Annotated in this window: 12 protein-coding genes; 8 read left to right on the top strand and 4 right to left on the bottom strand. The window is 42.0% G+C overall.

Going from position 1 to position 13665, the window contains the following annotated elements; translation table 11 throughout:
• Window positions 1–68: 68 nt before the first annotated feature.
• A complete protein-coding gene (locus tag ACE38W_RS00345) occupies window positions 69–698 on the top strand; it encodes an NAD(P)-dependent oxidoreductase (RefSeq protein ID WP_375828196.1) in 630 nt (209 codons plus the stop codon).
• An 89-nt stretch (window positions 699–787) separates the two neighbouring features.
• Here the strand turns inward: ACE38W_RS00345 and ACE38W_RS00340 are convergent, their stop codons facing one another.
• A complete protein-coding gene (locus ACE38W_RS00340) occupies window positions 788–1789 on the bottom strand; it encodes a helix-turn-helix transcriptional regulator (RefSeq protein ID WP_375828194.1) in 1002 nt (333 codons plus the stop codon).
• A 109-nt stretch (window positions 1790–1898) separates the two neighbouring features.
• Between ACE38W_RS00340 and ACE38W_RS00335 the strand changes: the two genes are divergently transcribed.
• The 7 genes from ACE38W_RS00335 to ACE38W_RS00305 all read left to right on the top strand — a co-directional run bounded on the left by ACE38W_RS00335 (window position 1899) and on the right by ACE38W_RS00305 (window position 10559).
• A complete protein-coding gene (locus ACE38W_RS00335; protein WP_375828193.1) occupies window positions 1899–2111 on the top strand; it encodes a hypothetical protein in 213 nt (70 codons plus the stop codon).
• 207 nt (window positions 2112–2318) lie between these two features.
• On the top strand, window positions 2319–4700 hold the full coding sequence (locus ACE38W_RS00330; protein WP_375828191.1) for a carboxypeptidase-like regulatory domain-containing protein: 2382 nt from the start codon (window positions 2319–2321) through the stop codon (window positions 4698–4700).
• A gap of 19 nt (window positions 4701–4719) precedes the next feature.
• Complete coding sequence (locus ACE38W_RS00325) at window positions 4720–5583, top strand: DUF4249 domain-containing protein (RefSeq protein WP_375828190.1); 864 nt, start codon at window positions 4720–4722, stop codon at window positions 5581–5583.
• Between the two features lie 68 nt (window positions 5584–5651).
• Window positions 5652–6578 (top strand): sterol desaturase family protein, encoded by a 927-nt coding sequence (locus ACE38W_RS00320; RefSeq protein ID WP_375828189.1) that lies wholly within the window; start codon window positions 5652–5654, stop codon window positions 6576–6578.
• 203 nt (window positions 6579–6781) lie between these two features.
• Window positions 6782–7162, top strand: coding sequence for a BlaI/MecI/CopY family transcriptional regulator (locus ACE38W_RS00315; RefSeq protein ID WP_375828187.1), 381 nt, complete (start codon window positions 6782–6784; stop codon window positions 7160–7162).
• Between the two features lie 18 nt (window positions 7163–7180).
• Window positions 7181–9310, top strand: a complete 2130-nt coding sequence (locus ACE38W_RS00310) for a M56 family metallopeptidase (protein ID WP_375828185.1) — start codon at window positions 7181–7183, stop codon at window positions 9308–9310.
• A 139-nt stretch (window positions 9311–9449) separates the two neighbouring features.
• On the top strand, window positions 9450–10559 hold the full coding sequence (locus ACE38W_RS00305; protein WP_375828184.1) for a C1 family peptidase: 1110 nt from the start codon (window positions 9450–9452) through the stop codon (window positions 10557–10559).
• A 124-nt stretch (window positions 10560–10683) separates the two neighbouring features.
• Here ACE38W_RS00305 and ACE38W_RS00300 read toward each other — a convergent pair whose 3' ends face one another.
• From ACE38W_RS00300 to tpiA, 3 genes are all read right to left on the bottom strand, one after another.
• Window positions 10684–10968: an acylphosphatase gene (locus ACE38W_RS00300; protein WP_375828182.1), complete on the bottom strand. Its 285-nt coding sequence runs from the start codon at window positions 10966–10968 to the stop codon at window positions 10684–10686.
• Between the two features lie 1185 nt (window positions 10969–12153).
• Window positions 12154–12765 (bottom strand): 2'-5' RNA ligase family protein, encoded by a 612-nt coding sequence (locus ACE38W_RS00295; protein ID WP_375828180.1) that lies wholly within the window; start codon window positions 12763–12765, stop codon window positions 12154–12156.
• Window positions 12766–12903: 138 nt separating this feature from the next.
• On the bottom strand, window positions 12904–13665 hold the full coding sequence (tpiA, locus tag ACE38W_RS00290; RefSeq protein WP_375828178.1) for a triose-phosphate isomerase: 762 nt from the start codon (window positions 13663–13665) through the stop codon (window positions 12904–12906).

Here is a 13665-nt window from a genome sequence, read left to right as displayed (position 1 = left end):
TGCTCAATTGATTTTCTTGCCTACATTTGTACTGTAATTATTTTTATTACAGTTTAAAAACGAAGAAAATGAAAGTTGCAATAATTGGTGCATCTGGCTTTATAGGTCAGGAAATATTGAAAGAAGCATTACAGAGAGGTCTGGAAGTAACGGCAGTAGTGCGTAATCCAGAAAAAATCACTGTACAAAATGATAAACTGACTGTAAAAAAGGCTGACGCCACTAACGCAGCTGATCTGGCTAATGCCATCGCCGGCAATGACGCCGTTATCAGTGCTTACAAGGCAGCAGATTCAGACACCTATATTCAGGCTACTAAAGCAACTATTGATGCGGCTAAAAAGGTTGGAATCAAACGTTTCCTTCTGGTAAGTGGTGCTGCTAGTCTGGAAGTAGCTCCTGGTGTAAAACTCTTTGATTCTCCACATTTCCCGGCAGAATGGAAACCAATAGCCGCAGCTACCATGGCGGGATTGGATGTATTGAAACAAGAAAATGACCTGGAATGGACAGCTTTCAGTCCTGCTGCGATGATCGAACCTGGTGAACGTACAGGTAAATTCCGCCTGGGTGGCACGCAGCTGGTAACAGATGCTAACGGTAACAGTAAAATTTCTTCTGCTGATTACGCAGTGGCGATGTTAGATGAACTGCAACAGCCTAAACATATCAAACAACAGTTTACCATCGCATACTAGTATATTATACTAACTGCCAGTGCCCGGCAGTGTAGCGGCTGACTAAAAAGTGATAATTATACGCTTTTTAGTCAGCCATTTTTTATTGCTTATCGGGCTATCCTCAAGCTACTAGGGCTATTGCCGAATTTTTTACGGAATGCATTACTGAAATGGGGTAAGGAAGAATATCCTGCTTCTTCAGCAATCATCGTAAGTGAAAGTTTTCCTTCCAGGATCAATTCCCGGGCGATGGCCAGTCTGTGATCACTGAGATAACCAAAAACGGTATTATTATATACCTCCCTAAAGCCGGCTTTCAACTTAAATTCGTTTAGTCCTGTCATACGTGCCAGCTGACCGAGGGTGGGTGGTTGCTGCACATTATTCAGCAATATCGTTCTGGCATGGTCCAGCTTATCGCGGTCGCTGGCGTTGAAACTGCGTGTAGTCACGCCCGTTGGCAGGCTACCAGCTTGTTCTGCCTGCAAAGCCAGCAGCTCCAATACCTTAGATTGTAAATACAGCTTTTTAATACCTCCCTTGAAATTACAGTTAACAATTTCTTCAATAACTGCATTCATTCGAGGTGTCATATGCGGGTTTTGCTTAGTCCTCAACAATGTAGGACGGTTGCCGGCTACATTATTTGCCAGCTGGTCCAACACATCTCCATTATGCTCTGCCAGTTCCAGAAATCGGTCGCGGGTAAAGCTGATGACAAAAATGGACAATCCATCCTGCTTCTTTACAGCCGCCTCCTCATTTCCTTGTGGGGCAAACATCAGATTATGTTCCAGGGAAGAAAACCGTAATGATTTGGTCACACCTTCAAAACTGGTGTTTATATCGCCATGTTTCATAAAAAACATGTCCACCAGGGCTACATCAGATACATCATGTGTTACATGGATATTCTGAAACACCTCTGCTTTTCCATGCGCAACATGATAACCATCAAAACATAGACTGTTAAAGCTGGCATTGCCAAAATCGTAGGAAAATTCAGCCTTTTCCTGTACGATAGTTGGAGATGCGATCTTTTCTGGACTAAACGGCACCTGTTTCTCCCAAAGGATATCGCTGGCATCATTCTTAATAACTACAGCCATAAAAAATCCGTTTCGTATAAATTTAAATACGTTTCGTGTAACAGTTAGTCGGGATAACAGTAGCAAATTTGCATAAAAATATTCCGAATAACCAAATTTTTAGTAACGTATGATTGGAATATTCCGAACGAATATTAGTTCTGTAGATGATAAAAACAGCGTAGTAAGGGCCATTTTTTCACAATTTGGGGTAGATGCCTGTTCTGTAGATATTGAAGACTGCGACCGGGTATTAAGGGTTGTTTCGCCCGCCCAGCTTGAAGAAGCTGTTATAATAGACTTCGTGAAGAAACTGGGTTTTGCCTGCCAGATTTTAGAATAGTCACCGTCATCCACATTTATATCCAACGGGTTTGCTGATAGCACTGCAATGTTATTTTTTGCAGGATCTGTCAGCAAACCCGTTTTTCATTATAATTTCGGCCCACACAAAATTAATTTTCCGCATAGGGGTAAGATATACCTCCTACGTCATATATGCGAGTTACAAAAACTAGAAAACATCTTTTTAAAATTGCATTTACCTTTTATGAAAACTAAGGCAATATTGTTGCTATCTGCATTCTGTATGCTACTAGGAGTACAATTCTCCAGCGCTCAACAGGGCAAGTATACGGTCAGCGGATATGTAAAAGATAAACAGAATGGAGAAACATTAATAGGCATTTCTGTTGGTAAACCAGGCACCAGCCTGGGTACTGTTACCAATCAGTATGGCTTCTATTCTTTAACACTACCTGCAGGCGACCATGAGTTGCAGTTTAGTTATATAGGATATACTTCTATTAAACAAACTATTCATCTCCAGAAAAACACTAAACTGGATATCACCCTCGAACCTTCCAGCAGCCAGCTGAATGAGGTAACCATCGTTGGTAATAAACAGGAAAAAGCCATCAATACCCTGAACACCAGTATCAACAGACTGGATATTCAGCAGATGAAAAAAATGCCTACTTTCCTTGGTGAAGTAGATGTATTGCGTGCTATCCAAACATTACCAGGTGTTCAAACCGTTGGTGAAGGCGCTTCCGGCTTCAATGTACGTGGTGGTAACAGCGATGAAAACCTCATCCTCCTGGACGAAGCACCTGTATACAACTCCACACACATGCTCGGCTTCTTCTCTGTATTCAACCCCGATGCAGTAAAAAGTCTCAACCTCATCAAAGGCGGTTTCCCGGCAGAATATGGCGGCAGAACCTCCTCTGTACTGGATATCCGCATGAAAGATGGTAATAGCCAGAAGCTCAATATCAATGGTGGTATCGGTAATATCTTCAGCAGACTGGCGGTAGAAGCGCCGATTGTACAGGATAAATCTTCATTCATCGTTGCGGCAAGAAGATCTTATATAGATGTACTGATGAAACCTTTTATGAAAGGAGACATGAAAGACACCAAACTGAACTTCTATGACCTCACTGCTAAAGCAAACTATAAGTTCAACGACAACAACCAGCTCTTCCTGAGTGGTTACTTTGGTCGTGATGTTTTTGGTTTTGGATCAGATGTTAATATGAACTGGGGTAACGCAACAGCAACACTCCGCTGGAACCACGTTTTCAACAGCCGGTTATTCCTCAATCTATCTACCTACTATAGTAAATACGACTATAGCCTCTCTTTCAGCAACAGCAGCAAGAAATCTGAAAGTGAAGCCTTAGAGAAATATGACTGGACATCCAACATTATCAACTACGGTTTCAAACCTTCCTTTACCTGGTATCTGAATACTAAAAGTACTGTACATTTTGGTGCACAGGCAGTATATTATACCTTCAAACCTGGTACTGGTATAGGTCAGGAGGGAAATGATCAGAAAACGAAACAAACCCCTGATAAGCACGCACTGGAATCTGCACTTTATATCGATCATGAATATAAACCAAGCAAAAAATTCGGTATTCAGTATGGTCTTCGCCTATCTTCTTATCAACTGCTGGGAACAGGTACAGAATACTATTATGCTGACACCACGCCTGGTATTCGCAAACGCCTGATTGGTACCAAAAACTATGGTGCTGGTGAAGTAATGAAAACTTATCCATACCTCGAACCACGCATCAGCGTTCGATATGCTTTCAACGATCAGAATGCAGTGAAAGTGGCTTACAGCAGAACCACACAGTTCATGCACCAGCTTTCTAACACCGCTTCTCCTACTCCACTGGATATCTGGACACCTAGTTCAAATAACATTGAACCAATGGTTTCTAACCAATATACTGCCGGTTATTTCTACAATGCGCCTAATGATAATTATGAATTATCTGCAGAAGTATTCTACAAAACAACCGACCATCAGTTAGATTATATCGATAATGCCAACCTGCAGCTCAACCCACAGATCGAAGCAGACCTACTGCCATCTCAAGGTCGTGCATATGGTTTGGAATTATATGCTAAAAAAGATATCGGTAAAACAACTGGCTGGATTAGCTATACACTTTCCCGCTCCGAACGTAAAACACCTGGTATCAGTATGAACGAATGGTTCCTGAACCGCTATGATCGTACACATAACGTGAATGTAGTAATAAGTCATACCGTTAGTAAGCGTGTATCCGTATCCGGTAACTTTGTGTTTGCATCTGGTACGCCTGCTACCTTTGCAGATAACCGACTCGAATTCCAGGGCTGGGATATTCCTTACAACAGCACAGAAAAACGTAATAACTACCGCCTGGACCCTTACCACAGACTGGATCTCTCCCTTACGCTGAAAGGCAAACAGGAACACAGATGGAAAGGTGAATGGGTATTCTCTCTCTATAACGTATACGCAAGAAGAAATGCCTATACTGTTTACTTCAGACAGAACCCTGATGATCCGGATAAGAAAGAAGCCATTCGTCTTTCTATCATCGGCTCTATCATTCCTGGTATTACTTATAACTTCAAATTCTAACAGCAGAAAATCATACCTGATGAAAAAAATATTGTGCTACATATCCTTGGCGTTGCTCGGAGGATTGACAGCCTGCGAAGATAAAATTAACCTGAACGTCCCTAACGGGAAATCATTTCCGGTACTTGATGCCTGGATTACAACGGAACCTGGGATACAAACTATTCGTATGACCATGTCCGTACCATACACCAGTCAGGACCCTGCACCAATTGTCAACGATGCGAAAATCATCCTGTATGATATCACCAGCGGCGAAAGTTATCCGTTTACGTTCAACAAAAGCGCTTATACTTTTGATGCCAGCGTGAAACCTATTGGGGTTATCGGACACGTTTACAAACTGCACGTAGAGTACCAGGGCGAAATCCTGGAAGGACTGGATTCTCTCAATCGCGTACCACCAATAGATTCTATTACATACGAGTTTAAAAAGAAAGAAGAATCTTATTCCAACAAAGAAGGCTACTATGCACGTTTTCATGGGAAAGACCTTCCTAATGGTGTAGATTATTACTGGATCAGATCTTATAGAAACGATACTACCCGTCGTTTGGAGGATGCATTTTCAGTAGATGGTGGTTATGATTCGGGACTTTATGATGGTAATGCATTCATCCTGCCGCTCTCACAAAGTATTACCGATTATGATAAGCCGTTCCAATTAAATGAAAAAATAATTGTGCGTCTTTCCTCTATTTCCAAACGAAGCTATGATTTCCTGACACAGGTAGATCAGCAGGTAAATGCCGGCGGACTCTTTGCTAAAGTGCTGGAAAATGTGCCAACAAATATGCAGAATACTATCTCAAATGGTAAAGTAAGAATCCTCGGATGGTTTGGTACATCAGCAGTAAGCAGAGCAGAGGTTACTGTTAAATAATTTATTCGATATTACAACCTACAATTCAACAACTACGGCGGCCAGAAGCAATTCTGGCCGCTTTTTTTATGGGAGATCAGCAGAAAATCAGTAAATTGATAGAAAGAATTCCACCCATGCCTCCTAATCTGATTTTATATGCTATACCTGCATTTGTGTTGTTGATATTAGTGGAGATTGTCATCACCACCGTTGATCACCGCAATCTTTATAAACCCAAAGACGCCGCCAGTAGCATAGCTATGGGGCTAGGCAACGTTTTTATTGGCGCTTTCACCAAAGCCTTTATTTTCGGGGCCTATACGTTGGTATATCAATTCAGATTTATCACACTGGAATATGTTTGGTGGGTATGGATACTCTGTTTTTTTGCAGATGATTTCAGTTATTACTGGTTCCATAGAATCAGTCACACCGTCAGATTCTTCTGGGCTTCTCACGTAATCCATCATTCTTCTGAAAGTTATACCCTGGCAACGGCGCTTCGTCAAACCTGGACAGGCAACCTTACCGGAAGCTTCATTTTCTGGCTCTGGATGCCCTTGGTGGGCTTCACTCCCATCATGATCATGACCATGCAGGCGGTGAGTTTAATTTACCAGTTCTGGATACATACAGAAATGATTCATAAACTATGGACGCCAATTGAATTTGTATTTAATACCCCGTCTCATCATCGTGTTCATCATGGCTCCGATCTGGACTACCTGGATAAGAACCATGGAGGCGTATTAATCATCTGGGACCGCATATTTGGAACTTTTACACCTGAAATTGAGCGACCGCATTACGGGCTTACCTCCAATATACATACCTTCAATCCCTTACGAATTGCTACCCATGAATGGACGGATATCTTCCGCGATCTTGGCAAAGCCCGTTCTACCAGAGATGTATGGTACTACATTTTTGGCGCGCCAGGCTGGAGCGCCGATGGTAGTAAGAAAACCACGAGGCAGTTGAGAGAAGAAATAAAAATTACAAAAGATATCTAACCTGTTTCTCCGCCACAGGTGCGGCAATTCCCACTTCCGACTTGTCCTGACCAAAAAACATTTTGGAATTACGAAAACTATCGTACATTTGTTTACGAAGATATTCGTACATCGATTTAAACAGATGTACACGGGCAGTTGGAATTCGCGCTTCTGGCTCCCAAAACAGCAAGTCACATTTCAAACATCATAAATTAATCATAGTGAAACAGCACAAGCCGACAGAGAGCGAACTGGAGATCCTGGGTATACTTTGGGATCGTGGAGCCAGCACCGTGCGGGAAGTACATGAAAAACTTTCTGAAACAAAGGATGCAGGTTACACTACGACCCTAAAGCTGATGCAGATCATGTATGAGAAAGGGCTTTTATCCAGGGATGCGAGTAGCAAAACGCATATCTATACTGCTGCTATTTCACAGGAAGAAACCCAGCAACAGCTGCTGAATAAAATGATAGATACCGTTTTTGGTGGTTCTGCCACACAGTTGGTGATGCAGGCACTTGGCCATCATAAATCATCTTCTGCAGAACTGGACCAGATCCGTGACTATCTATCTAAAATTGAACAGCAAAAAAAATAACAGTTTAAAACCTGTCGTATGACCTTATTACCTTTTCCTGGAGATCTGGTACACGCTTTAGGATGGACGATCTTACATTCAGCCTGGCAGGCGTTATTCGTATATGCTTGCCTGCGTGTGGTACTGGCCATCTGGCCTATGGCTTCTGCTAGAATAAAATACAACCTGGCGACGGTTTCGCTGATGAGTATTTTCACCTGGTTCATTATAACGCTGTTTCAGCAATTACATGCTATTGAATCAGCCAGGGAAGCCATCACAGCTGCTACCATTCATTTGCAGCTATTGCCAAATATCGCAGATCAGCCCATGGAAACGATATATAAGAGTCAGGACGAATTGAAATGGTTATTCCCTCACCTGGAAAACTGGTTTCCCGTACTGGTAGCCATGTATGCCATAGGTTTTTGTGTGATGACCATCAAACTATTCTCTGATCTGGCACAATTGCAACAGATCCGCAGCCATAAAACTGAACCAATTGATGCTGCCTGGGATGCACGCCTGCAACAATTAGCAGCTACCCTGCGCATACCGCGCAAAGTGCAATTGCTGGTATCTGGTTATATCCAGGTGCCTGTAATGCTGGGCTTCTTCAAGCCTTTGATTCTGTTGCCAGTAGCAATGGTCAACAACCTGACGCCCGAACAGCTCGAAGCCATTCTGCTTCACGAACTGGCACACATAAAACGTAATGATTATCTGTTGAATATCTTCCAATCTATTGTTGAAACCATCCTGTTTTTTAATCCCTTTGTATGGCTTATTTCCAGAATTATCCGGCAGGAGCGCGAACACTGCTGCGATGATCTGGTGATAGGAAAAGTACAGCCCCTGCATTATGCACACGCACTGGTAGCACTGGAAGAATACCGGTTATCTTCTAACTCACTGGCCATGGCTGCTGCAGACAACAAACAGCATCTGTTTAATCGCATTAAACGTATCATGGAAATGAAAACTAAAAATCTCAACTATAGTCAAAGGTTACTGGCCGTTCTGATCATTGCAACAGGTATCATTTCAATTGCATGGCTCAACCCTGCAAAAGTGAAAGCTTCCGAGAAGAAACCAGCATCAAAAATAAATACTGCCGCAGCACAACCTGTTATCATCAGTGATAATGGCCCGATCATTAAGCCTGTAAGCAACATCATTGCGGCAGATACTACCATGGATATGGATATGGATACGCTCTATCCAACACCACCGGAGCCTCCGTTACCGCCAGCACCACCAGAGCCACAGGATTTACCTCCTGCACCACCAGCACCTCCTGCTGCACCAGCAATGCCGCCAACACCACCAACTCCGCCAACACATGGCCGTATTGTAAAAAATGGCAAAGTTGTTACGCTGAAAGATTTGTCGCCAGAAGACCAAGCTACCATCAAAAAACAAATAGATGCCGCACAAGCCTCTGTTAACCGCGCCATAAAGCAGATGAAAGACGCTGATATGAAAGACGCATTAACACAAGCTCAGAAAGCGGTTGCTAACATCGATTGGAAAAAAATGGAAGACGACCTGGTACAATCCCGCAGAGATCTTCGTGTAGCCATGGAAAACATTAATAAAGACGACATCAGCAAAAATATTAACATCAATATGGATTCGCTTAACCGCGTAATACAAACGCAACTCCGCGAAACCAGGAATTATATGAGGCAGCATGTATATGCCACAGATACCGCTGCAAGTGCGGCGGAATCAGGCAGACGTGCTGCTGATAGAGCAAGAGAACAAGCTGATAGAGCCAGACAACATGCAGAAAGAACTGCACGTACAGCTGGAGCCAATAGCACCTCGTCCAGTACTACTACCACTAGTATCAATGGTAAAACATATGTACACACGAAGTCTTACACCAACTCCTCCGAGCCTTTAGGTTATAGTGCTAAAGATGGCAACTTCTCTGACAAGCCAAAAGGAGAAAATAGATATCACCAGCTGATTGCCAAACTGGAAGCAGATAAACTAATAGATACCAAAAAAGGTTATTCTATCAACAAAAAAGGTGATGTATTGAATATTAACGGTGTGAAACAGCCTGCTGAAGTACTGCAGAAATACCAGTCTCTCATGAAGGAAAAAAACCTGATGATCACTGGTACACCTACATCTCTTGATATCGACGCTAACGACTGATCCCTAAAATTTTGATTCATACTTAAAGGCACTGCTGGGAATCCAGTGGTGCTTTTTTTGATGTAGTCGCCTATCCGACAGCACTTTCACCGCAGCGAGTTCTGTTATCTTTAAAATTTAGACAACAGCTCTCGTAGTTATGAAGACACTATGCCTCATCATTTCACTCTGCTTTGCAGTGCAGACCTCCATTGCACAAGACAGTAGCCTGGTCCGCGAAAGAATAAACCGAGCAACTTCCGTAAAAGACCAACAAGCCACAGGAACCTGCTGGTGTTTCGGCACCACTTCAATGGTTGAATCTGAAAATCTCCGTAAAGGCTATTCTACCCCTGATATTTCGGAGATGTTTACCGTGAGAAATATTTATATCGAGAAAGCCAGAAATTATGTTTTAAGGCAGGGAGATGCCAAATTTGATGAAGGCGCCCTGGGACATGATGCGATCAGGGCAATGGCCCAATATGGAATGGTGCCTGAGAGCTTATACACAGGCCTTACACCTGAAAGAAAATACCTTAGCCACGGCCGCATGCTGGGTTATATGAAAGTTTATCTCGACAGTATCATTAAATTACCACCACCTATACCGGCTAACTGGATGGATGGCTTTACTGTTCTACTGAATAAATATATGGGAGAACCGCCTGCATCCTTTGAATATAAAGGTAAAACCTATACCCCGCTTGCCTTCTCCAAAGAGGTGATGAAGTTCAATCCCGATGAATATGTAAACCTGACATCTTTTACACATCATCCTTTCAACAAGTCTTTCATTTTAGAAGTACCTGATAATTTCTCCAATGGAAGCTATTACAATATTCCACTGCAAGACCTGATTAACATTTGTAAGACCGCCTTACAAAATGGTTACACGGTTTCATGGGATGCGGATGTCAGCAATGCAGGCTGGAACCCAGGCAGAGGCTTCGCGATGGTACCAGTAGTAGATACGGCGCTCAATGCACCAGAGATCAACCAGGACCTGCCAGAAAAAGTGATTACACAGGAATCACGTCAACGTCTATATGAAGGCCTGGTAACACAGGATGATCATTTGATGCATATTACGGGCATGGGCTATAGCCCTAAAGGGAGAGCATTTTTCATTGTAAAAAACTCCTGGGGAAACAATGGTCCTTTCCACGGATACGTTAATGTTTCAGAGGCTTATTTCGCCAACAATACAATTTCTATAGTGATACCTAAAGCTGCGCTGGACAAAAAATGGAAAGCGCTGATAAAATAAATTAATTGAAAAATGCGAACAGGTAATTGTAGCTGAGTATATCCAGTACAGTTACCTGTTCTGTATTAGGCCACTGCATAATATTTATGACTGTATGAGCTGTTTGTATGGCACTGATCCGGTGTTAGTAGACGATCCGGAATTCCTTTAAATCCTGCACATCTCCAGGTGTGATCACTACTTCTTTAACTTCTGAATGACTGGGGCCTTTACGACACCAATCCAGGAAGGTGTTCAAGGTATCTTCGCTGGCCTCTGCCACGATCCATACACTGCCATCCTGCAGGTTCTTAACAGATCCCTGGACACCGAGTAAGTCGGCAACATGTTTAGCATTTGCACGGTAGCCAACACCATGAACAAGTCCTTTTACATTAATTTCCTTGTGTACAATTAGATCTCTAGTCATGTTGAAAAAAGATAGGTAAAGTGAAACTTTCCAGCAGTCATCTTCCAGGGGTAAGTAATTCTCCGACATGCTAACAATCTACATTCATACTATAAACAACCTTCATTAACGGGGAAAACTGTTCATCCTTTCTGATGAATCTAAAAAATGGTTATTCAATAATCTTTGCGTACTGATATTTCGGTTGTACGATATGGTTCTCAAGGGAAATCAATTGTCGACAATCGCTGTTTATCCGTGTCTGATACTGATGCCAGATGATAGACAGGAATCCATACAACCATGGCAATCATTTCAACAGGTACATCTATCGGTGATCTTGTCTGTGTTATCTTATGAATCATTGTGTAATAAGCAGACTGCCCTATCGAATTATATCGTACTAATATAATGCTAAAAATGAATGCGCTAAAATAATTCTTGCAAAACGCAGGAATTATTCAGGCAATGAAGATTTAATGGGGTAGTAAGTGTTTTACTTCTTTAAGTATCTATCTAAAGAATGCTAAAGAATGCCAACATCGATAATATCTGTTACATCCGGCATTCGCTACCTGTAGTAAATGCACGACATGATCAATGTAAGTGAATTTAGAAGAACCCGCTTGCGAAATCCCCGCAAATGAACTATTAATTACCTGATAATAATCTACTAATGATGGATCATCTATCGATCATTTATCATTCACTAGTAGATACATGATTGACCATTTATTAATCATTTATTGACCATATATTGATCAAGTATCGATCATTTATCGGTCATTTATTGATCATGTATTGATCAATAATCGATACATGATTGATAAATGATCGAACAAGCATTGATCATGTTTTGATCATGTATTGATCAATAATCGAACAATTATCTGGTAATTATTTACTAATCAGCTGCTAATTACCTGGCAAAGAGACATCTGAAATAGGTGTTCAGTCATCTCTTTGCCAGACATTGATTAGCGGCATAGATCACCTGGTACAATTACCAGGCAAGAGGTACCTGGTACTAACTACCATAATGGTTACTTAGGGAAATCTAATAGTTCCTGATTATAATTGGGGCAAACAAACCAGGATGAATGACAATGGACGCTAAAGTTGGCTTTGTCAGCTCTTAACCCACTTCCGAATCCCTTGTTCTTTCTACTCGTCCTCTCTTCGAAACGTAGGCCGTTGTCTTTTATATTATGCAGCGTAGTTAAATAAACTACCTACCATATGTTCTATATCTCCAAATACAAAGTCTCTTACCTTCACATATTTACCGCCTACCGCTCCACGCTTCAGCAAACTAAAACAGTGACAGTTGAAACTACGTACAAACATTTGCTGAGAAATTTGTGGCAATACCCTCGCAAATGCAGTATTCTGAATACGCCCCGCCACCATTATATGCGGACGATAATCCTGCATAGGTAATTCAAAGGCTTGCAACAACTGTTGATGCAATGCTACCAATGGTTTGACATTTGCTACATTAATAAAAAGGCTGTCCCTGCCATCCGCATTCCGGTGACTATCAACCCTGGAGGTATAAATAGCAAAACCTGCCTGCTTCCGGGAAACACCTTCCAACAATTCTATAAAATCCTGCTCAAAACGCTCAGGAAATACAGAACGAAACAATGGAATATGCACTGCCGAGCCTACCATGCTCTCATCCCCGATTTCCCTGGCAATAAACTGCCTGATACGGATAATATCTTTCGTTACAATTACATCAGGATTTACTACTACCAGGTAATCACTCATGGACTCCTCTAATAATGTTGCAGTGTTGTCAATATTCGTATTCATAACCAGTATTTTTAATTCTGCCTATTAGAATGACAATACGAATATACAAACAATAATTTGATTTACTAATTTTTTTAGCATTTTTTACTAAAAAAATACGCAGATATATATAATCTGCGTATTTCCAATATGTTAGAATTAGCCCAATTTGCTAACAATAGCTGTGAAGTCTGCCGCAACAAGGGAAGCACCTCCAATCAAACCACCATCTACATCCGGACAAGCAAATAACTCTTCCGCATTACCTGGTTTTGCACTACCACCATATAAAATAGAGATACGCAATGCCGCTTCACGACCATATTTCGCTGCAATCTGAGAGCGGATAAATGCATGCATATCCTGCGCCTGTGCTGCACTGGCGGTTAAACCGGTACCAATAGCCCAAATTGGCTCATATGCAATAACAACATCCTTCAGCTGCTCTTCTGTCAAATGATACAGGCTCTCTTCCAACTGTTTTGCCACATATGCATTCTGTGTTTCTGCCTGTCTGATTTCCAGCGGCTCACCACAACAGAAAATTGGTTTCAGTCCGGATGCCAGCGCCTGATCTACTTTCTTAGCCAGCATCGCATTGCTCTCCTGGAAATATTCTCTTCTTTCAGAGTGACCAAGAATCACATAATCCACATCAATAGATTTCAGCATTTCTGCAGCTACTTCGCCGGTATATGCACCTGCTTTTTCACTGTGGCAGTTTTGCGCACCAACGTAAAAACCCTGGTAGTTTTTCAACAGCGCCTTCGCCTTAGTCAGATATGGAAACGGCGTGCAGATCACGACTTCCTGTCCCTCTGTCAGTTTCAGGCCAGTAGCCAGGATATCGTTGATCAGCTGTTCACCCTGCGCCAGCGTAAGGTTCATTTTCCAGTTTCCAGCAACAATTTTTTTTCTCAT

The organism is Chitinophaga sp. Hz27 (assembly GCF_042263525.1).
Classification (GTDB): domain Bacteria; phylum Bacteroidota; class Bacteroidia; order Chitinophagales; family Chitinophagaceae; genus Chitinophaga.
The sequence above is the reverse complement of the archived record's forward strand: the minus strand, read 5'-3'. Positions and strand labels throughout refer to the sequence as shown.